The sequence below is a fragment of the Bradyrhizobium sp. F1.4.3 genome, from assembly GCF_040548375.1.
In the GTDB taxonomy this organism is placed as follows: domain Bacteria; phylum Pseudomonadota; class Alphaproteobacteria; order Rhizobiales; family Xanthobacteraceae; genus Bradyrhizobium.
In genome coordinates, this window is record NZ_JBEPRN010000005.1 from 312,988 (window position 1) to 331,834 (window position 18,847).

The 18,847-nt window shown below is 63.4% G+C and carries 21 protein-coding genes and 2 tRNA genes; 11 read left to right on the forward strand and 12 right to left on the reverse strand.

All coding sequences use genetic code 11. The annotated features are described in order from the left end of the window. Positions 1-28: 28 nt before the first annotated feature. Positions 29-736 (forward strand): outer membrane protein, encoded by a 708-nt coding sequence (locus ABIB73_RS18010; protein ID WP_354225795.1) that lies wholly within the window; start codon positions 29-31, stop codon positions 734-736. Positions 737-972: 236 nt separating this feature from the next. After that, positions 973-1,212: a hypothetical protein gene (locus tag ABIB73_RS18015; RefSeq protein WP_354225797.1), complete on the forward strand. Its 240-nt coding sequence runs from the start codon at positions 973-975 to the stop codon at positions 1,210-1,212. A gap of 25 nt (positions 1,213-1,237) precedes the next feature. On the opposite strand, the gene ABIB73_RS18020 is transcribed toward ABIB73_RS18015, so the two are convergent. Both ABIB73_RS18020 and ABIB73_RS18025 read right to left on the reverse strand, forming a co-directional pair. Continuing rightward, positions 1,238-1,492 carry a hypothetical protein gene (locus ABIB73_RS18020; RefSeq protein ID WP_354225799.1) on the reverse strand — a complete coding sequence of 85 codons (255 nt, stop codon included), beginning with the start codon at positions 1,490-1,492 and terminating at the stop codon, positions 1,238-1,240. A gap of 314 nt (positions 1,493-1,806) precedes the next feature. Then, complete coding sequence (locus tag ABIB73_RS18025) at positions 1,807-2,199, reverse strand: hypothetical protein (RefSeq protein WP_354225801.1); 393 nt, start codon at positions 2,197-2,199, stop codon at positions 1,807-1,809. Between the two features lie 103 nt (positions 2,200-2,302). Between ABIB73_RS18025 and ABIB73_RS18030 the strand changes: the two genes are divergently transcribed. The 5 genes from ABIB73_RS18030 (at position 2,303) to ABIB73_RS18050 (ending at position 7,597) form a co-directional block, all read left to right on the forward strand. After that, positions 2,303-2,467, forward strand: a complete 165-nt coding sequence (locus tag ABIB73_RS18030; RefSeq protein WP_354225803.1) for a hypothetical protein — start codon at positions 2,303-2,305, stop codon at positions 2,465-2,467. 277 nt (positions 2,468-2,744) lie between these two features. Beyond that, complete coding sequence (locus ABIB73_RS18035; RefSeq protein ID WP_354225805.1) at positions 2,745-3,470, forward strand: class I SAM-dependent methyltransferase; 726 nt, start codon at positions 2,745-2,747, stop codon at positions 3,468-3,470. Positions 3,471-3,550: 80 nt separating this feature from the next. After that, positions 3,551-4,258 carry a class I SAM-dependent methyltransferase gene (locus ABIB73_RS18040; protein WP_354225807.1) on the forward strand — a complete coding sequence of 236 codons (708 nt, stop codon included), beginning with the start codon at positions 3,551-3,553 and terminating at the stop codon, positions 4,256-4,258. Positions 4,259-4,360: 102 nt separating this feature from the next. Next, complete coding sequence (locus tag ABIB73_RS18045; RefSeq protein ID WP_354225809.1) at positions 4,361-6,199, forward strand: outer membrane protein assembly factor BamB family protein; 1,839 nt, start codon at positions 4,361-4,363, stop codon at positions 6,197-6,199. 978 nt (positions 6,200-7,177) lie between these two features. After that, entirely contained in the window at positions 7,178-7,597 is a 420-nt protein-coding gene (locus ABIB73_RS18050; RefSeq protein WP_354225811.1) for a GFA family protein, read from the forward strand. A 19-nt stretch (positions 7,598-7,616) separates the two neighbouring features. Here ABIB73_RS18050 and ABIB73_RS18055 read toward each other — a convergent pair. Both ABIB73_RS18055 and ABIB73_RS18060 read right to left on the reverse strand, forming a co-directional pair. Then, positions 7,617-7,691: transfer RNA gene (locus ABIB73_RS18055), tRNA-Thr, on the reverse strand. Between the two features lie 161 nt (positions 7,692-7,852). Further along, positions 7,853-8,347, reverse strand: coding sequence for a hypothetical protein (locus tag ABIB73_RS18060; protein WP_354225813.1), 495 nt, complete (start codon positions 8,345-8,347; stop codon positions 7,853-7,855). A gap of 319 nt (positions 8,348-8,666) precedes the next feature. Here ABIB73_RS18060 and ABIB73_RS18065 point away from each other — a divergent pair, with 319 nt between their 5' ends. Continuing rightward, on the forward strand, positions 8,667-9,152 hold the full coding sequence (locus ABIB73_RS18065) for a hypothetical protein (protein WP_354225815.1): 486 nt from the start codon (positions 8,667-8,669) through the stop codon (positions 9,150-9,152). Positions 9,153-9,195: 43 nt separating this feature from the next. Then, a complete protein-coding gene (locus tag ABIB73_RS18070; RefSeq protein ID WP_354225817.1) occupies positions 9,196-9,714 on the forward strand; it encodes a hypothetical protein in 519 nt (172 codons plus the stop codon). Between the two features lie 79 nt (positions 9,715-9,793). Here the strand turns inward: ABIB73_RS18070 and rlmB are convergent, their stop codons facing one another. Then, positions 9,794-10,624, reverse strand: coding sequence for a 23S rRNA (guanosine(2251)-2'-O)-methyltransferase RlmB (gene rlmB / locus ABIB73_RS18075; protein WP_354225819.1), 831 nt, complete (start codon positions 10,622-10,624; stop codon positions 9,794-9,796). A 207-nt stretch (positions 10,625-10,831) separates the two neighbouring features. Between rlmB and ABIB73_RS18080 the strand changes: the two genes are divergently transcribed. Then, positions 10,832-10,917 (forward strand) — tRNA-Tyr (locus tag ABIB73_RS18080). A 169-nt stretch (positions 10,918-11,086) separates the two neighbouring features. After that, on the forward strand, positions 11,087-11,326 hold the full coding sequence (locus ABIB73_RS18085) for a GIY-YIG nuclease family protein (protein ID WP_354225821.1): 240 nt from the start codon (positions 11,087-11,089) through the stop codon (positions 11,324-11,326). A gap of 36 nt (positions 11,327-11,362) precedes the next feature. On the opposite strand, the gene ABIB73_RS18090 is transcribed toward ABIB73_RS18085, so the two are convergent. The 7 genes from ABIB73_RS18090 to ABIB73_RS18120 all read right to left on the reverse strand — a co-directional run bounded on the left by ABIB73_RS18090 (position 11,363) and on the right by ABIB73_RS18120 (position 18,824). Beyond that, positions 11,363-12,394, reverse strand: a complete 1,032-nt coding sequence (locus ABIB73_RS18090) for an LLM class flavin-dependent oxidoreductase (RefSeq protein ID WP_354225823.1) — start codon at positions 12,392-12,394, stop codon at positions 11,363-11,365. A gap of 155 nt (positions 12,395-12,549) precedes the next feature. Beyond that, complete coding sequence (locus tag ABIB73_RS18095) at positions 12,550-13,557, reverse strand: dimethylarginine dimethylaminohydrolase family protein (protein WP_354225825.1); 1,008 nt, start codon at positions 13,555-13,557, stop codon at positions 12,550-12,552. Between the two features lie 59 nt (positions 13,558-13,616). Further along, positions 13,617-14,417, reverse strand: coding sequence for an ABC transporter permease (locus ABIB73_RS18100; RefSeq protein ID WP_354225827.1), 801 nt, complete (start codon positions 14,415-14,417; stop codon positions 13,617-13,619). Beyond that, positions 14,414-15,292, reverse strand: a complete 879-nt coding sequence (locus ABIB73_RS18105; protein ID WP_354225829.1) for an ABC transporter permease — start codon at positions 15,290-15,292, stop codon at positions 14,414-14,416. Before ABIB73_RS18105 ends, ABIB73_RS18100 begins: the two co-directional genes overlap by 4 nt. 121 nt (positions 15,293-15,413) lie before the next feature. Next, positions 15,414-16,478 (reverse strand): ABC transporter substrate-binding protein, encoded by a 1,065-nt coding sequence (locus ABIB73_RS18110; RefSeq protein ID WP_354225831.1) that lies wholly within the window; start codon positions 16,476-16,478, stop codon positions 15,414-15,416. Between the two features lie 46 nt (positions 16,479-16,524). Beyond that, positions 16,525-17,649 (reverse strand): ABC transporter ATP-binding protein, encoded by a 1,125-nt coding sequence (locus ABIB73_RS18115; protein WP_354225833.1) that lies wholly within the window; start codon positions 17,647-17,649, stop codon positions 16,525-16,527. A gap of 233 nt (positions 17,650-17,882) precedes the next feature. Next, entirely contained in the window at positions 17,883-18,824 is a 942-nt protein-coding gene (locus tag ABIB73_RS18120; RefSeq protein ID WP_354225835.1) for a LysR substrate-binding domain-containing protein, read from the reverse strand. Positions 18,825-18,847: the final 23 nt, after the last annotated feature.

Here is an 18,847-nt window from a genome sequence, read left to right on the forward strand (position 1 = left end):
TGTCGATTTTGAAAGAACGGGGATGATCATGAAGACCATTTTGCTGGGTGCGGCAGCACTGCTTGCGCTGGTCGCGCCGGCCGCAGCAGCCGACATTCAGCCGCGCACCTACACCAAGGCTCCGGCCTATACGCCACCGCAGGTGATTTACAACTGGACCGGCTTCTACATCGGCGGCCATGTCGGAGGCGCCTTCGCCGGCGACAGCACTTTCCAGTCGAGCAATGCCCGCTTCATGGGCGGCGTGCAGGGCGGCTTCGACTACCAGTTCGCGCCCAATTGGGTGGTGGGTGTCGAGGCCCAATATTCCTGGCTGCCGACCAACAACAACGGTGTCACGTTCCCGCTAGGGACGCAGGTGACGTCCAACGCCGACCAGATCGGGTCGGTGACCGGCCGCATCGGCTACACTTGGGGCCCAACGCTGCTCTACGCCAAGGGCGGCTACGCCTGGCGCAACAACGGCCTCGGCGTCAACATCGCCGGCGTGCCGCAGACCTTCACCACCACGGGCAACAGCAAGGACGGCTACACCGTCGGTGCCGGCCTCGAATACATGTTCGCGCCGAACTGGTCGGCCAAGGCCGAATACCAGTACTATAATTTCGGCAGCACCACCTTCACGTCCGGCCCGGCCGATATCGCCGGCGTCCGCGGCCGGGATGACGAGCATACTGTCAAGGTCGGTGTGAACTACCGCTTCGGCTGGGGCGGTCCGGCAGCCTCGCGCTACTGACCTCGGCTAACGATCACGATCTGACAAAGGCCGGCTCCCACCGGCCTTTCGTTTGCCGGGCTCTTGTTTGCTTTGCGTGAACCATCTGGCGCGTCATTTGCAAGCAAACAGTCTGGCGCGCGCCTTCTCACGCGTGTCACGGGGCTCGGGTAAAGCAAAAATAATTTTTGCGACTTACGGAACTCGCGCTCCGGAACGCGTTATTATTAAATTGCCGGGCTGGTGGGACAACGAACATGCGTATCTTGGCGTCGGTGGTGGTCTCGTGCTTCGTCGCGCTGCCGTGTTGTGCACAGACAATCCTCAAATCCGAGCCTTTGATGCTGGCACCCTATGAGGTGGCCTTCGTAAAGGACGCCTCCTGTCCGTCCGGCAAGGTCCTGAAGGTCACCGGCGCGATCCGCGGCCTGCATCGCCGGAAGGCCTGCGTGGCGCTTGCCGGCGAGCAGGCCTCGCTGGCGACCGCGACGCCCTGAGGCGCTGCCGGCTTCCGGCCGGATCTTACGAACTCAGCTGAAGCTCCATCCGGGACTCCCGCTCGGCCTCCGCCTTGTTCTTGGCGGGATCCTCGCCTTGGGCGGCCCGGCAGGACTTGATTTCATAGTCGTTGTCGAGCACCCGGCGCGGCCCCGGCCGCTTTTCGTCGGCGCCGACGTCCACGACCAGGCCGCTCCGTTGCGCGAGTTTCCAGACGTCAGCCTCGCTCGGATAGGCCTTGCTGATCTGGGCGTCGTTGCAGAATAGCGCGTAGGGCATTCTTCCCGCTCCCCGAAATCGCGTTAACGACTTCATGGGGCGAAGGTTTCCGGTGCACGGGCGCGATCACGGGTCCGTGACCGGGAGGGCGGGCCGTGAGTCGTAAACGAGTCCTGAATCCAGGGAAAAAGAATCCCTGGGACTCCCTGGCCGGAATCAGCGGATGTTTCCGCACATGACGACCGACCTGAAAACCTCCTGCGGGCACATGCTTCTGCCCCTGACGCTGGCGCTCTTCGGCGCCTGCGCAGCCAATCTCTGGTTGGTGTGGTCCTGGCTGTGAGAGGCCAAGGTTGCCTCACTCGTCGTCCGCCTCACTCGTCCGCCGCTGGCGGGCGCGTCGAGGGGGCGCGAATGGCGGCCCGAAGTCGGGTCAGGGTCGTCGCGCAATATTCCTCACGCTCGCGCTCGAACCGCTCCTGATGCTTGCGGAAATTCGCGATGCGGGCCTGCATCTCGCTGCGGAAATCGCCGCTCGTCCGGGGCGGCGGGACAGGTAAGGCCTGAAGCCGGGGCTCCGGCAGCGGGGAGGCCGGTGGTGGCTCGGCTTCGTCGGCGATGGCCCGGACGGTGGCGATCTCCGTAGTCACTGCGAACGCAGCCGTGGGGGTCACCGGCGGATGGGGATCATCCTTCTTGCCGGTTACCGATTGGACGAAGGCCATTGTCTGCGCGATCAGCGCGTCGCGCTCCCTGATCCACTTCATGGGCCACCTTTGTTAGAGCTATTCCACCAAAGCTGGCGCGCCGAATCAAGGAGGCGGCCTGCAAGGGATTGCATATTTTTCCCGATCGCCCGACAGTGGGCGGATGGAATCCAGGGAAGACCAATCGGACGAAGCGCTGGGCTTGCGGCTCGTGCGCGCCTTTTTGGCACTACCGCGCGACAAGCGGGCAGAGGTGATCGCGTTCGTCGAAGACTTGGTGCGCGCCCATGCCCGGCCTGAGGAGGGCCAGGAGGCCTCGCCGACCTAAGCCCTATCGCTCGCCACCAGAAGCACGTTTCGATTTTCTTCCCTGATCCGCATGCGCGGCGACCTATCGCGGTAGCAGCAACGCAAGCGCGATTACGAACAGGACGGCCGTCATCACGACGGCCGTGACCGCTCCGGCGGCGATCCTGGCCTTGTCTCGGGTCGTGGTGGGAGGCATGCGGACTGCATGCTACCTCATGTTGAACTCTGATCCAATCCGTGGTCAGTAGCCGTCCCCGAGCAGCGCGCGGCGAACATCCATTTCCCAAGGCGGAGCCATGAGCGAGGACGTCAGCGACGGCTGGAGCGCTTCCGCGTCGGCCTGGATCGCCGAGCAGGGTGACGATGGCGACTACGGCCGTCGCTTCGTGCTGGATGCGCCGATGCGGTCGCGCGTCGAAGGGCGCGGCTTCCGCCGTGCGCTGGATGTTGGCTGCGGGGAAGGGCGGTTCTGCCGCATCATGCAGCGCGCCGGCATCCGGACCACCGGCATCGATCCCACCGAGGCGCTGCTCGCACGCGCGAAGCAAATGGACCCGGACGGCGACTATCGGCTCGGCCGCGCCGAGACCATGGATGTCGATGTCGATGCGCATTTCGACCTGGTCGTCAGCTATCTCAGCCTGATCGACATGCCCGATCTCGGCGCGGCGATTGCGAAGATGGTGGCGGCGCTGCGGCCGGGCGGCACACTGCTGATCGCCAATCTGACGAGCTTCAACACCGCCGGCCAGCCCGACGGCTGGACGCGCGACAGTGAGGGGGCCTTGCGCTTCTCGATTGATCATTACATGGACGAGCGGCCGATCTGGCTGAGCTGGCGCGGCATTCGGATCCAGAACTGGCACCGCCCCTTGAGCACCTACATGACGCTGTTGCTCGATCACGGACTCCAGTTGCGCCTGTTCGTCGAGCCCGAGCCCGTCGACGGAGACCCCGAGAAGATCGCCAGTCATCGCCGCGTGCCGTACTTCCACATCATGGAGTGGCAGAAGCCGGTGTGAGGGAAGAGGCGGCGATTTCGGACGCGACGCTGCGCCTGTATGGTGAGCTTGCGACGGAATCCTGATGTGAGTCTCGCCCGATGACGGCCAATCGTCCACCCGTGCTTGCCCATGAACGGTTCGCCGCCGATCGCGAGAACTTTGCGGACCTCGATCTCGCCGCGCGGTTCGAGCGGATCGAGCGGACCAACCTTTGGGGTGCCGCGAGTTCGGTCTCCGGCCTCGGCTCGGAGAACCCAGCCACAGCCGCGATCCGGGAGGAGCTTCCTCCCCTGTTGCAACGGCTCGGCGCGCGCTCGCTGCTCGATGCGCCCTGTGGTGATGCCGGCTGGATCGGCCGCATCAAGCTCGACCTCGACTACACCGGCATCGACATCGTGTCGTCGCTGATCGAAGCCAATCGCCGGCGTGTGGCGGTCGGCGAATTGTCCGGCCGGTTTCTCATGGCCGATATCACGCGCGATGCGCTGCCGCGCGCGGACGTCATTCTCTGCCGGGACTGCCTGGTTCATTTGAGCTTCGACAATATCGCCCGCGCAATTGCCCGCTTTGGCGACAGCGGCGCGCACTTCCTGCTGGTCACGACATTTCCCGAATGGGATGCAAACCGGGATTGCGAGGATGGCGACTGGCGCGCGCTGAACATGGAGAGGGCGCCATTCAACTGGCCCGCCCCGCGCGCGCTGATCAACGAGCGTTGCGATGAGGGCGACGGTGGCTGGCGCGACAAGAGCCTCGGGCTGTGGCGACGGGATGAATTGCCCGGTCGCATTGCAGCGCCGGTGTGACAGGCGACGGCAGGACGCCCGTTGCCTCGGCGGTTGCCCTCGCGATAGACTTTGGGTTGTGTGAAGCGATCTCGCGTCGCGGTTACAATGCCGGAGCACGCCATGAGACTGTACATCATCGCGGCCGCCATGTTGATCTGGTGCTGTTCTCCGGCGATCGCGCTGCAGGACGGCGCGTCGCTCTACGCAGCACATTGCGCCCAATGTCACGATGCCGGTGATGCGCAGAGCCGCGTCCCGGGCCGCAGCGCCATGCAGGCGATGTCGTTCGATCATGTGCTGGGAACCTTGACCTCCGGTAGCATGGCGGCGATGGCGAAGGAGCGCAGCGATGACGAGCGCCGCGCGATTGCTTCCTTCGTCACCGGCAAGGCCGCGACTGGTGGCGTCGCGGCCGACGCCGAAGGACGCTGCACGCAGCAGGCTGGCGGCTTTCCGCAACCGCTCGACGGCCCGCGCTGGAATGGGTGGGGCGTCGACGTCAACAACAGCCGATTCCAGCCGGCCGACATGGCGGGGTTGACTGCGCAGCAGGTGTCGCGGCTGCGGCTGAAATGGGCTTATGCCTTTCCCGGCGCCTCGGTGTCCTTTGCTCCGCCGACGATCGTGGGCGGCCTGCTGTTCATCGGCGGCACCGACCGCAAGGTGCGCGCGCTCGATGCGCGCAGCGGCTGCACGCTGTGGACGTTCGCGACCGATGCCGCGGTGCGCGCCGCGATCAGCTTTGCGCCGCTTGCCGGCACGGATCAGTTCGCGATCTTCTTCGGCGATTTGCGCGCCAATGCCTATGCCGTGAACGCGCGGACCGGCACGCTGATCTGGAAAACCAAGGTCGAGGAACATCCGGCCGCGCGCATCACCGGCGCGCCGACGCTGCATGCCGGCGTTCTCTACGTGCCGGTGTCCTCGCTCGAGGAGGCCGCAGGCTCGCAACCCTCTTACGAATGCTGCACCTTCCGCGGCAGCGTGGTGGCGTTGGAGGCCGCGACCGGCAAGCCGGTCTGGCAGGCCTACACGATTCCGGAAGTGCCGCAGCCGACCGGCAAGAATGCCAGGGGCACACAATTGTTCGGCCCGTCCGGCGCCGCCGTCTGGTCGGCGCCGACGATCGACGCGAAGCGCGGCGCGATCTATGTCGCGACCAGCAATTCCTATTCGAATCCGCCGTCGACAATGAGTGATGCGATCCTCGCCTTCGATCTTGCGACGGGAAAGCCGCTCTGGAAGCAGCAAGCGACGCCGAAGGATGCTTATGTCGTCGCCTGCTACAGCGCGGACAAGACCAATTGTCCCGAGGATCACGGGCCCGATCACGATTTCGGCCAGTCGCCGATCCTCGTGACGTTGCGCGACGGCAGGCGCGTTGTTGCCATCGCGCAGAAATCCGGCGTCGTGCACGCACTCGATCCCGACGACGGCGGCAAGATCCTGTGGCAGACCAGAATCGGGAAGGGCGGTGCGCTCGGCGGCAGCGAATGGGGTTCGGCGGCCGATCAGGATCGCATCTACGTCGCGAATTCTGACGTGCGCTTCCTGCGCGACGGCACCAGGCGTCTCGATTCCACGCAAGGCGGCGGCTTGTTCGGCCTCGACCTCGCCAGCGGAAAAATCGCGATGGAAGTGCCGCCGGTACCTTGCGGCGATCGCCCGCAATGCAGTCCCGCGCTCTCGGCCGCAGTCAGCGTGATCCCCGGAGTCGTGTTCTCCGGAGCCGTGGGCGGCTTCCTGCGCGCCTATGCCACCGGCGACGGCAAGCTGTTGTGGGAGTTCGATACCGCGCAAGACTACGCCGCCGTGAACGGCGTTCCCGCCCATGGTGGCGCGATCGACGGTCCAGGGCCAGTCATCGCCGACGGCATGCTCTACACCAATTCCGGCTACGGCCAGTGGGGCGGCGTCGCCGGCAACGTGCTGCTCGCGTTCGAGGTGGGGAAGGAGTGAGGGGGATCCGCTCACTCCTGTGTCCCGGACGCGCTGCAGCGCGAAGCGGTGCGGCGCCGAGCCGGGACCCAGATGTTGACGCGGGAGATTGCTGATTGATGAGCTCCGGCTCTGCAGCGCATCGCTGAAGGAGCGCTGCGCTGCGTCCGGGGCACGAGGGACTGCGATCAAAGGTCCGCCATTCCGATTCGATTTCAAACAGTGGATACACCTTCGCCTTCTCGCGGCGCATTCCGCCCGAGTTTTGCGCTTCGCTTCACGCCCTCTTCGAAAAGAGGGCGCAGGGAAGGCCGGGTGCCGGCTGGCACCCGCAAAACTCCCGTGCGAAAACATTGCACACGCAATGCACAGGAGAGACACAGGGCAGCCGGGACATCCGGCCTTCCCCGCGCAGTGGTTTGACGGCTTATGCGCGCTCTCCCCGGAGACGAGTTCCTTCTTGCCTCCGTCGCCTCGCGAATTGACGATGCAGTTCGCCCGGTCGGGCTCCCCACACCTCCGCAAAGCTTGACCGTAGCGACGACGGTCAGGACCACACGGTTTTGCCGTACGCAAGCACATCCTGCTTCGCCCAAGGGCTTCGCAGGATTTGAAGCGCCGTTCGTACAACGCGGCTTGCGAGGTGCTCACGGGGTTCGGCTCAATCCACTGCCCCGCCCTGCGACCTCGCATCCGCGACGGCGCCGCTCAGCGTCCACCGCAGCCCGATCCGCGGTTCGTGACGACGTACGACCGCCCCTTTCGCCGGATCAGGATGGGCGACACATACGATAAATCCGAATTTCGGTAAAGTGGAATATTTTCCTCGCAAGGGATTGACTGGGACGCGAAACAGATGCGCGGTCGGTGCCCTATTCGGTGTCATTCCGGGGCGCGCCACTTGGCGCGAGATCTGAAATGGCTATCTTTTTGCGTCCGTGCTTCTTCTGATTTTGCGGCGGCAGCGCCCTTCAAGGGGCCTGGATAGGAATTTTCCCGATGATCGATGCCAGATGCAGTTGCGGCGCCATCGCGCTTTCGTTGCCGGGGCCAACCAACCGGGTCGCGGCCTGTCATTGCATCGACTGCCAGCGGCGGACCCGCGCGCCGTTCGGCGTCGCTGCCTTCTACCCCGTTGAGGCCGTCACGATCTCTGGGACACCGAAGGAGTACGTTCGTGCCGCCGAGAGCGGGGGCAAGGTCCGCTTTCATTTTTGTCCGGACTGCGGCTCAACGGTCTATTGGAAGGCCGACAATCTGCCCGCGATGATCGGCGTTGCTGTCGGGGCAATATCAGACCCGAATTTCCCGGCGCCGATCAAGTCGGTTTTCGAGCAGTCGAAACATCTGTGGGTCGAGATCAACGGCGCTGGCGTCGAGCATCTTCAGCAGGGCAGCGCGCGGAAGAATTCGGGCTGAGGGGTCGCGCGTCAAGCGCTGGTGCCGGCTGAGGGGATTGAACCCCCGACCTTCGGTTTACAAAACCGCTGCTCTACCGCTGAGCTAAGCCGGCGCCGCTGGAAGTCAGGGCAGGGCCGGCATGCGCCGAGGCTGCCCGCCCGCGCGTCGCAATACCAGACTTGGTTGGAAAGTGCCAGAACTTGGCAGTGGCGTTTGCCGGCATGAAACAGGCGGCCCATTGGGCCGCCTGAACCAGTTCGCCTGACAGCGAGCCTACTGGCAGAGGTGCTGCCGGCCGTCTTCGCCCTTGTACAAGCTGCCGGGCCTGCACACGATGCCGTTGCGGGCGGCGTAAGTATCCCAATTGCCGTACCAACCCATTTCGCCGCGGTCGTAGCTGCCGTTGTAGCCATTGGAATTGTCGTAGGCGTACGAATTGTTCCAGCTGCGGAACGGCGCTGAAGCAACGGCTGCAGCGGTGCCGATGGCGGCGCCTGCAACCGCGCCCGCAGTATCCACCGGCCCGAAGCCGTTATTCGCTCTGTTCACGTTATTGTAGCGGTTCGGGTCGCGATAGGCCGTTCGCCGATATTGTCGCTGTTGACGGCTGGTCGCGTAGGGGCTGCCGGCACCCGTGTTCTGGCAATTGGCGCCTGGGAACATGGATTCGCAGGCGGCAGGATTGGAGAAGGACGCTTGACCCAATGCGGGGCTTGCCAGTGCAGACGCAGCGATCGCAACCGCGCCGATCAGCTTCAGGCTCGTCATGGCATATCTCCATGTGGTTAGGATCACTGCCAAGCACAACGGCGCGCGGTCGTTCCGCAGTACCGTGCGAGCGGGGGTCACTTTGCCGTGAGCCCGCAGAGGCTGTGCATTTTGTGCCACGCAACCTCGCGCGGCTGGACATTCTCGTCCGACCGCGAGCCGGTTGCGTCTCGTTAACGCTTCGCTAGTGCGCTTTGCAGCATTTGAGCGGCGCGCGATCCTTACGCGTTAGGCTTACCGGAAATTGCTCAATCGGCCTTAACCCTCGCTGCCTCGCAATCGGGTAGGTTGTGGGCTGGATAAACCCGGGCTTCCCTTCATGCGCGCTTTGGCGCTTGCAGCCTTTCTGATCGGACTGCCCGCGACGGCCTTCGCCGGCGGCGGTTTCGATATCGTCGTTCCCGGTCGTCCCGGCGTCCCCATCATCATCAACGGCATCGACGCATCCTACACCGTCGTCGAAGGCGTCTGGGGTCTGGGCAAGAACGTCCAGGTGCAGCCCACGATCTATGGCGGGCGCTATGTTGCGGAGCGGCAGCCCGCCGATGTCGGCCATTATTATCCAAGCATGGGCTTGCAGCCCGGCTATGGCCGGCTCGAGGTCGAGCCGCCCGCGAACCGCAAATTGCCGCAGCCGGCCGAGAGCTATCACCAGAGCTGGGGCGCGTCTTCCGCGCCGCTGCCGCCGCAGATGGACGTTCCCCTCAATCCGCCGCCGGTGATCCTTGCACCCGAGATCAATGCCGGTCCGCAGCACCGCCGGCGGCGACCACGTGCCGAGGGGCTCGCCAAGCCACCCGGTTAAGAAACGTCAAATCCAACGAAACGGAAATCAACAGGAGAGAGTAATGCGTCAGATGATTTCAGGACTGGTCGCGGCGGCTGCCGTGATGATTGCGGGGAGTGCGCCGGCCATGGCGTGCGGCTTCAACCCGTGCCAGCCGATTGCGCCGGTTTATTCCGGCTGTAACACCGGCTGCGGCGGTTACGGTTATGGTTATGGTGCTGGCTATGAGCGCCTCGCCGAGCCGGCCACGCAGTATTACTACGTCAACCAGGGCCCGACCTACACCGGCCCGGGCGCGTTCGCGCCGTATCCGACTTATCGTGAGGACGCGGTCGTTGCGCCCGCCAATTACGGCTACGGCCATGGCTACGGAAATGGCTACGGTTATGGTGCCGCCGCGGTCGCAGCGCCAGGCGCCTATCCCTATCATCGGCCGTATTATCGCCCGTATCGCTACGGCTACGGCCCGCGTTACGGCTACCTGCCGCGCCCGCACTACGGCTACGGTCCGCGCTATGGCTACGCTCCTCGCTACGCGCCGTACTATGGCGGCCATCGCGTGCTGCGCCGCTATTACTGATCGCCTGATCAGTTGAGTCAAAGAAGCGCCCGTCCGCGTGATGCGGACGGGCGTTTTGCGCGCCAGAGCGCGGCGCAGTCTACCGCTTCATCAGCCCAAGCCTGCTCGCGCCGACATAGAGCGAGAGCACGGCGGCATTCGACACGTTGAGGCTCTTGATCTCGCCGGGCATGTCGAGCCGGGCCACGACGCTACAGGTCTCCCGCGTCAATTGCCGCAGGCCCTTGCCTTCGGCGCCGAGCACCAGCGCAAGCGGCTCGCGCAGCGTGATGTCGCTGAGGTCTTCGCTGCCCTGGCTGTCGAGGCCGACGGTCTGGAAGCCGAGGTCGTTCAGCTCCGTCAGCGCGCGGGCGAGGTTTTGCACAGTGATCATTGGCACGAGCTCGAGCGCGCCGGAGGCGGCCTTGGCCAGCACGCCGGTCGCTTCCGGGCTGTGGCGCGCGGTGGTGACGATCGCCTTCACAGCAAACGCCGCGGCGGAGCGCAGGATGGCGCCGACATTGTGCGGATCGGTGATCTGGTCGAGCACCAGCACGATGCCTTCCTGCGCCAACGTCTCGATGTCAGGGGAGGGCAGGGGATCGGCCTCCGCCAGCAGGCCCTGATGCACGGCGTCGGGCGACAGCAGCCGGTCGATCTCCTGGGGCCGGACGATCTCGGGCGTGATACGGGTTTCGATGTTTTCGTCCGCCAGGCGCCGGGCGGCGTTCTCGGTCAGCGTCAGCTTGCGGATCTGCCGCTGGGGATTGGCGAGCGCCATGGTGACGGTGTGCCAGCCATAGAGGATGACAGGCCCGTCGGATGCCGAATCACGGTCGCGCCAGGCCGGCCGGCCGGCCGATTTTCCCGGCCTGTTGAAGGGCTTAGCCCCGCCGCGGGGGCCCCTCGGGGTGAATTTTCGATCCTTCATGGGCTCGCTTGTGTCACGGGTCCCGGAATATGGCAATTTGGGTGCGACCAGCGGCGATTTTAGCTGTTCGCCTCGGTTGACTTTACCCCACCGCTTCGCCGATAACCGCGCCCGGTCGCGCCCCCATCCGGGCTGTCGCGGCCTTCACGTTCCATGGCCGTCTTCGGTCCGCCGGCAGGGTCCGGCCCGATTGTGCTGCCGTCGAGCGGGGGAGTGTCCCGAGTGGCAAAGGGAGCTGACTGTAAATCAGCCGCCTTATGGCTTCGCAGGTTCGAGTCCTGCCTCCCCCACCAGCCTTCGCTCGCTTCGCGAGCTACGGCTCGGCAAGCCAGCATAGATAGTCGTGGCGCGAAGCGAGCGAAGGCTGTCGCGCCGTAGCCCGCAGGGCGTAGGCGGACTGTCGAAGTAATAGGGATGCCGCTATCATTCTCCTGGGAGCTTCGGGCTGTGGGGGATGCTTGCATGTTCTATGTGTACATTCTCAGGAGCAAAAGCGATCCTGATCGCTACTATGTTGGCTTGACGTCCGATCTTCGCACCCGATTGAAGAAGCACAATGCCGGTGAGGTCCGTCACACATCAAAGTTCATGCCGTGGGAGCTCAAGACCTATGTTGCTTTCTCGAATGAGCAGCAAGCAGTTGCCTTTGAGAAGTACTTGAAGTCAGCTTCCGGCCGCGCATTCGCAAAGAAGCGGCTGTGAAAGAGCCGCTTCGGTCCGATACTCGCCGGCGAAAGCTCACCCCATCATCTCCTGCACCATCGGCACCACTTTCCGTCCATAAAGCTCGATGCTCCGCATCAGCTTCTCATGCGGCAGCGGTCCTGCCGAATACTTCAACTGAAACCGCGAAATACGAAGCGCCTTCGCCGTCGCTGCGATCTTGCGCGCGACGGTTTCGGGCGAGCCGACATAGAGCGAGCCGTGCTCGGCCTCGCTGACGAACTCGTCGCGGCCCATCGGCGGCCAACCGCGCTCCTTGCCAATGCGGTCGCGCATGGCCTTGTAGTCGGGCCACAGTTCTTCGCGCGCCTGTTCGTCGGTCTCGGCAACATAGCCCGGCGAGTGCACGCCGATCGGCTTTGCCGGGCGGCCGAACTCCTTGAAGGCGCGATGATAGAGATCGACGTAAGGCGCAAAGCGCGCGGGATCGCCGCCGATGATGGCGAGCATCAAAGGCAGGTCGTAATGCGCCGCGCGCACCACCGATTGCGGGCTGCCGCCGACGCCGATCCAGGTCTTCAGCGTGCCGTTCTCGACCGGCGGATACACGAGCTGGTCCTTCAACGGCGGACGCAGCTTGCCCTCCCACGTCACCGGCTTTTGCGACAGGAGTGCTGCGAACAGATCGAGCTTCTCCTCGAACAGCGCCTCGTAAGCCCGTAGATCGAAGCCGAACAGCGGAAAGGATTCGGTGAAGGAGCCGCGACCGAGGATCACCTCGGCGCGCCCGTTCGAGAGCGCATCGAGCGTCGCAAAGCGCTGGAACACGCGGATCGGATCGTCCGAGCTCAACACCGTCACGGCCGAGCCGAGATGGATGCGCTTGGTGCGCGCCGCGATCGCGGCCAGCACGGTCTCGGGCGAGGAGATCGCAAAATCGGCGCGGTGATGTTCGCCGAGGCCAATGAAATCGAGGCCAAGCTCGTCGGCCAGCATCGCCTCGTCGACGACGTTGCGGATCACCTGCGCATGCGCAAGCATGGCGCCGGAGGCGTCCCTGGTGACGTCGCCAAAGGTATCCAGTCCGAATTCGAGCGGTGCGGTCATCGATCAGGTCTCTGTGGGATGATCGCTGACACTTAATGGATGACCGCCGTGCGACAAGGGCACGCCCGGAAATGCTCGGTTTCCGTTTGTTGGTCCTCGGCGGCTATCTGCGCGACCATCCGGCCGAGCGCGGCACGCGTCTACGTCGCCCTGGCTCAGAGCGGGTCGCGAACAAGGGGTGAGGTCGAGCAATGGATGCCGCCGCCGCCGAGCGCGACTTTGTCGTAGGGCACAACGCGCGTGGTGATCCCGGCCTTGCCGAATTTCTCCATGGTCCGCGGCGAAATGCCCTCGGGCACGATGACATGGCCCGGGCGCACGGCGAGACAATTGATCACCCAGTTCTGGTCGTCAGGACAGACCTCGATCTGGCGGATCTTGAGCTCCTTCAGTTTTTCAAGGAACGAGAACGGCAGCAGCGTCGGATTCACAAAGGCAGTGTCGCGATCGATCATCACGAACATGCCGTCCATATGCAGCCGGTAGCCAGTGAGATGGACGCGCAGCAGTTCCACGCCTTGCGTGCGCAGCACCTCTTCGAGTTGGCGCGCACCCTCTTCGTCGACGCGGCTCGACAGGCCCACCACCGCCACCTTGGGCGTGATGAAGGCAAAGCTGCCACCCTCCAGAAGCCCGGTGCCCGATATCGTCCTGAGGATCGGCATCCCAAGCTTGGCCAGGGTCCGGCTGACCGGTTGTTCTTCGCCGCGCCGGATGGGCGGACCGAGGCGGGTGACGATCGCACCGCCGTCGACCGCAATGACGCTATCCCGCGTGTAGACGGTCTTCATCTTGCCCGGTGCGCATTGGTCGACATAAACGACTTCCGCTCCTTCCTCGCGCAAGGCTCGCGCGAGCGCATCGTGCTGACTCTGCTGCGCGGCCAAATCGGGGATCACGTCGCCACGCCAGTACCAGCCCTGTTCCGGGTCGCCGAAGGCGCCGATATCGGGCAGTCGCTTGTTCGCTTCGACGATGTTCAACTCGGCCCCGGGGCGATGCATGAGCACCATCCGGATTTGGCCGACGTCATTGTTGCAGCCCCAGCGGCGTCCCCAAACCCCGACCTGTTCCGATTCCGTCTCGAAGGCCGGCTCTGCCCGCGACGGAAAGGCCTTGATCAACATGTTGTAGCGATATTCTGGCTCGGAAATGATCGACATGAGTGTCTCCTGCAGGTCGTGATGAGTGTGGCACGTGCGTCTGCACGCGTTGCCGGGGCTTAGCGGGCGCGGTACGCCCGGATGACGATATCGATGAAGAGAAGGCAGACCGTGATCAGGATAAGCACGGCGGCGACCGCGGCCATGGTCGGGTCGAGTTGCTCGTTGATGCCGTCCCACATCCGGCGCGGAAGAGTGAAGACGCCGCGGCCGGCGATGAACAGGACGATCACCAATTCATCCCAGCTGTGGATGAAGGCGAAGATCACACCGGAGATGATGCCCGGCAGGATGTTGGGAATGATGACCAGTCGCAGCGTCTGGCCGATGCTGGCACCGAGGTTGAGGGCGGCCTGCTCGAGCTTGAGGTCGAAGCCGGCGAGCGCTGTCGACACGGTGATGATCACATAGGGCATGCCGGTCACCGCATGGGCGATGATCACGCCGGTGTAGGTGTCGATGAGCCTGAGATCCACCCAGACCTGATAGATGCCGAGTGCGTAGACGATGGTCGGCACCATGATCGGCATCAGCATGACCAGGCGGACGATATTGCTGGCGCGGTTGCTGAGGCGCCAGCAGCCCACGGCGCAGAGCGTGCCGGCCACGGTCGCGATGACGGTCGAAGCGAACGCGATGATCAGGCTGTGCAGAATACTGGTCAACCAGGCCTGGCTGGTCAGCAGGTTGCGATAGTATTGCAGCGAAGCGCCGTCGTGGGGCAGCGACAGATAGGGTCGATCGGTCACTGATACCGCGAATACGATGGTGATGGGCAAGACGAGAAAGCAAATGATCGCCCATGCGATCGAGCGAGTCATGGGCGAGGAGCCGCCGAAAGTAGCGGTGGTGGTGTTCATATTGCCCCGAACAGCTTGCGCAAATCGACGACGCGGGCGAGCAGCGCAAGTAGGGCGCCGATGATGACCAGCAGGGTGGCGGCCAGCATGCTGCCGACGCCCCAGCGGACGATTTCCAGAATCTGCACCTTGATGTATTCGGCAACCATCAAGGTCTTGCCGCCGCCGAGTATGGCCGGCGTCACGAAGAATCCGAGCGAAAAGATGAAGACGAGGATGCCGGCGCCGACGACGCCGGGCATCGACAACGGCAGGAACACCGTGCGGAAAGCGACGCCGCGACTGGCGCCGAGCCCTCGGGCTGCGGCAATGCATCGCTGATCGATGTCGCGCATATTGGCGTAAATCGGAAGGATACCGAACGGCAACATGTAGTGGACCATGCCGATCAGCACGCCGGTCTCGTTCCAGATCAGGCTGAGGGGCGCCTCAATGAGCCCAGATGACATCAGTATGTTGTTGACCAGCCCTTCACGCCTGAGCAGCACAAACCAGGCGAAGGCGCGCACCAGGACCGAAATCCATAGCGGGACGAGAACGCCGAGGAACATCCAGCGCTGCACCCGTTCGCTGGCATGAACCAGCGCATAGGCGACGACGTAAGCGAGCACGAGGGTGATCAGCGTGCTGATGACGCTGATGCGCGCTGTTGTGACAAGCATCCGCTGGATCGAAGCGCTGGTCGCGAGCAGGGCGTAGTTGTCGAGGCCCGGTTGCGGCTCGGTGACGCTCATCCAGAGCACCTTCGAGATCGGATAAAGATAGAAAACAACCATGAGTGCCAGCGCCGGCAAGATCAGTAGCCAGTAGCGTGCGGTCACGCCGAGACGCGGGCGCACCGGCGAAAGCGTCGGTCTATCTGCAGGATCGGTCATCGGTATCGAACCCAGCATTCGGGCCTTGATGAGGTCTTGGCAGTGGGACTTTGTATGAAGACTTGCCATGGCGGCTTGGCGGCGTGGCTGCTGAAGGGCGCCACGCCGCCGGCAACACACCTCAAGAGGAGATGAAATCCAGGTAGGCCTGGAAGGTCTTCGAATGGTTTTCGATGTACCAGGCCGCATTGATTTTGGCCTGGACCGCTGCATTTGCGGGATCTGCGGGGTTCGTCGCTCGTAGCGCTTCCGGCACCATCGACTGCGCCGCCGGATTGGAGGGGCCATTGCCCATCGCGGCAAGCAGTTTGACCTGGCCTTCCGGCTGTTGCATCGAGGCGATTGCGCGAAAGGCCTCGGCGCCGGCTGGGTTGTTCTTCGGCACGACCCACAGGCCGGGCTGCAGCAGGCCGTCCTTGAAGGTGTAGGCGATGCGGTTGTTGGTCTCGGCCTTGAGCACGTTGGCGCGGGTGTGCCACAGCAGGCCCATGGCGCACTCGCCGTCCCGCATCAGGCTTTGGCTTTCGGCGCCGCTGTTCCAGTAAAGCACCTCCTTTTTGATGGTCGCGAGCTTGGCGAAGGCGCGTTTGACGTCGAGCGGATAGAGTTGCTCGATCGGAACGCCGTCCGCGATCAGACACAACTCGAGCATGGCCTGGGAATCCTTGCGGACCATGCGCCGGCCCGGATATTTCTTCAGATCGAAGAAGTCGGCGAGTGTCGGCGTCTCCTTGATCTTGGCCGTGTCCCAGGCGAGCACGGACGAGAACATATAGTTCACCACGCCGTTTTCATACGCGAACTCCGTCGCCACCTTGCTCTTGTCGACGATGCTGTAATCGATCTTCTCGAGCGCGTTGCGCGGCCCAAGCTCGGCCAACGTCGTGACGCCGCAATCGCAAATGTCCCAGGTGACGTTGCGCGACTGCACCATCGTCAGGATCTTGCCGTTGAGTGGACCGCTGCCGTCCAGCACCAGGCGGCCGCCCTGGGCGGCGAAGGGCTGTACGAAGGCCTCGTCGAAGGCCTTCATGGCGGCTCCGCCGTAATTGACCAGCACGACTTCCTTGCGCGCCTGGGCGAGTGCACCACCGGCGGTGAGCACCGCAGGTGCGGCGAGCAGGCCGGCACCTGCCTTGAGGATGGCGCGGCGAGAGGGAGTGAGAGATGAATTGCGGCTGTTCATGACGAGAGTCCCATCCGTTCGTTTCGACTGTTGCGGTGCTGAAGGTCTAGGCGTCTGCGACCAGGGTGCCGGCACTACGTTCCCAGCCGATCGTTGCGACGTTTCTGGCAATGGGCGGCTCGCCGTGTCCCCAGGTCGGCATCATCACGACGACGTCGCCGAATTCCGGCGTGTCGACGACAAGCCGGAATTGCGAACCCAGATAACTCCACTCGGAGATGACGCCTGTAAGCTTGTTGTCGATTTGACCGTCGTTGCCGGCGAGGTTGATCTTTTCCGGTCTGAGCGCGATCACGACATGCTGGCCAATCGCCGGGCGATTCCTGTTTTCGCTCGCCTGAATGATCCGGACGCCTTGATGGGTCAGCACGAAGCCGCCGGTCACATGGCTTTCAACCTTGCCCCGAAGGAAATTGCTCTTGCCGAGGAAGTTGGCGACGAAACTTGTCGCCGGCCGTTCGTACAACTCGCTTGGTGTACCCTTCTGGACAACCTTGCCGTCGCGCATCACGACGATCCGGTCCGACATGGACAGGGCTTCGTCCTGGTCATGGGTGACATAGATGAAGGTCAATCCGACCCGCTTGTGCAGGCGTTTCAGCTCGTCCTGCAGCTCTGCCCGCAACTTCTTGTCGAGCGCGCTCAAGGGTTCGTCGAGCAAGAGCAGATGCGGGGTGAACACCATGGCGCGAGCAAGTGCGACACGTTGTTGCTGACCGCCGGACAATTGGCGGGGATAACGGCTGGCTTGCGCGCCCAGTTGCACCAGATCGAGGGCCGCATCGACTTTCTTCTTGATTTCAGCAAACGGCCTTTTGCGCACCTTCAGCGGGAACGCAACGTTGTCGTAGACGGTCATGTGCGGGAAGAGGGCATAGCCTTGGAACACCATGCCGAAATTACGTTGTTCAGGCGGCAAATGCCTGATGCTCTGTCTGCCGAGGAGGATGTCGCCGCGATCAGGCTGAACGAAGCCGGCGATGGACATCAGCAACGTGGTCTTGCCGGAGCCGGATGGCCCAAGCAGTGTCAAAAATTCTCCGCGTTTAACGGCTAGCGATACGTCGTCCAGTGCCGCGAAATCTCCGTAGAACTTGCTCAAGCTTTCGATACTCAGATCGTGATCAACTTGAACGGCGGTTGGCACGCTTGCAAAACCCTCGGTGGTCATTCTTGTCTTCTGACGACGACGAACATGATCAGGCAGTCCTGGAGCAACGTCCGGAGATCCTGCCTGCCCGGATAGATTGGCCGAGGGACAAAATCGCAACAATCATCTAATTTGCATCTGTATGGTGTGTTTTTTGAACGATTGGCTGCCACCCGCCAACAGCTGTCGTGGGGGCCCGATGGACACGGCCTACGTTCGGTATATCGCGCCGCTGATGTCGCGAGACAATCGGCCTATTCGGAGCGCGTGGTCGCGTCCGCTGCACGGTTCGCGATGCTGCCTTGGAGCGCTTCCTTCAACCAGCGGCGCAGCACCACCAATTCCGGGTCACCCCAGCGCCTCGCAACCGCGACGAAGTAGTAGCCGCCGAGGCTAACGGGCTGAGGGCTTAGATCGACCAGTCGGCCGGCAGCGAGATCTTCCTCGACCAGCAGGGTGTTGGCGAGCGCTACGCCCTGTCCCTGCCGCGCCGCCTCGATCGTCAAATGAGCATGCCAGAGACATGGCCCTCGCAACATTGGCAAGTCCGTCACCCCTGCATTTTCGAACCATTGCTCCCAATAAAGCGTGGAGGCTTCGTGGATCAGCGGCAATCGCAAGAAATCGGAAGGTTGAGTTACGACTGGATGGCACGACCGGAATGCCGGGCTTGCCACCGCATGAATCTTGGGAGCCGAGATCAACTCGGTCCTTACTTTAGGGCGGCTGATCAGCATGTTCATGTGAACTATTTCAGCGTCGGCTTCGCCGCGTGTGAAGTCCGCACGCGACAGCGTCGGATACAGGGCGATGTCGTGGTTCGGCAGGAGATTCATGAGCGACGGCAAGCGGCCAAGCAGGCGCTGATTGGCTATGCCTGGCATGCACCAGATCGTCAGGCTTCGTCGGCTTACCGGACGAACATCCTCATTGGCCTGACGGAGGATATCGAAGGCGCGGCTCACTCGGGCATGGAAAGCTTCTCCTGCCGCCGTCAATAGCAGGCCCCGGCCGTGCGCGGCAACCAGCGCCACGTTGAGATCAAGCTGAAGCTTGCGGATATGTCGAGAGACCACTGTCGGACTGACCGACAATTCGTCGCTTGCCGCCTTGATGCTGCCGGTGCGACCGACAGCCTCGAAAGCTCTCAAGGCATTAAGCGACGGAAGCCGCATCGACAAGCGATCCTCTGCCAAAAGCCACCTCCTTCCGCATGATC

Coding starts and splice junctions, on each gene's coding strand:
- ABIB73_RS18095 (WP_354225825.1), bottom strand. CDS start 13,557: ATGTCGATCATTTCCGAGCCAGAATATCGCTACAACATGTTGATCAAG.
- ABIB73_RS18110 (WP_354225831.1), bottom strand. CDS start 16,478: ATGAACAGCCGCAATTCATCTCTCACTCCCTCTCGCCGCGCCATCCTC.
- ABIB73_RS18025 (WP_354225801.1), bottom strand. CDS start 2,199: ATGAAGTGGATCAGGGAGCGCGACGCGCTGATCGCGCAGACAATGGCC.
- ABIB73_RS18050 (WP_354225811.1), top strand. CDS start 7,178: ATGATCGATGCCAGATGCAGTTGCGGCGCCATCGCGCTTTCGTTGCCG.
- ABIB73_RS18060 (WP_354225813.1), bottom strand. CDS start 8,347: ATGACGAGCCTGAAGCTGATCGGCGCGGTTGCGATCGCTGCGTCTGCA.
- ABIB73_RS18010 (WP_354225795.1), top strand. CDS start 29: ATGAAGACCATTTTGCTGGGTGCGGCAGCACTGCTTGCGCTGGTCGCG.
- ABIB73_RS18115 (WP_354225833.1), bottom strand. CDS start 17,649: ATGACCACCGAGGGTTTTGCAAGCGTGCCAACCGCCGTTCAAGTTGAT.
- ABIB73_RS18100 (WP_354225827.1), bottom strand. CDS start 14,417: ATGAACACCACCACCGCTACTTTCGGCGGCTCCTCGCCCATGACTCGC.
- ABIB73_RS18085 (WP_354225821.1), top strand. CDS start 11,087: ATGTTCTATGTGTACATTCTCAGGAGCAAAAGCGATCCTGATCGCTAC.
- rlmB (WP_354225819.1), bottom strand. CDS start 10,624: ATGAAGGATCGAAAATTCACCCCGAGGGGCCCCCGCGGCGGGGCTAAG.
- ABIB73_RS18030 (WP_354225803.1), top strand. CDS start 2,303: ATGGAATCCAGGGAAGACCAATCGGACGAAGCGCTGGGCTTGCGGCTC.
- ABIB73_RS18040 (WP_354225807.1), top strand. CDS start 3,551: ATGACGGCCAATCGTCCACCCGTGCTTGCCCATGAACGGTTCGCCGCC.
- ABIB73_RS18035 (WP_354225805.1), top strand. CDS start 2,745: ATGAGCGAGGACGTCAGCGACGGCTGGAGCGCTTCCGCGTCGGCCTGG.
- ABIB73_RS18090 (WP_354225823.1), bottom strand. CDS start 12,394: ATGACCGCACCGCTCGAATTCGGACTGGATACCTTTGGCGACGTCACC.
- ABIB73_RS18020 (WP_354225799.1), bottom strand. CDS start 1,492: ATGCCCTACGCGCTATTCTGCAACGACGCCCAGATCAGCAAGGCCTAT.
- ABIB73_RS18070 (WP_354225817.1), top strand. CDS start 9,196: ATGCGTCAGATGATTTCAGGACTGGTCGCGGCGGCTGCCGTGATGATT.
- ABIB73_RS18065 (WP_354225815.1), top strand. CDS start 8,667: ATGCGCGCTTTGGCGCTTGCAGCCTTTCTGATCGGACTGCCCGCGACG.
- ABIB73_RS18105 (WP_354225829.1), bottom strand. CDS start 15,292: ATGACCGATCCTGCAGATAGACCGACGCTTTCGCCGGTGCGCCCGCGT.
- ABIB73_RS18015 (WP_354225797.1), top strand. CDS start 973: ATGCGTATCTTGGCGTCGGTGGTGGTCTCGTGCTTCGTCGCGCTGCCG.
- ABIB73_RS18045 (WP_354225809.1), top strand. CDS start 4,361: ATGAGACTGTACATCATCGCGGCCGCCATGTTGATCTGGTGCTGTTCT.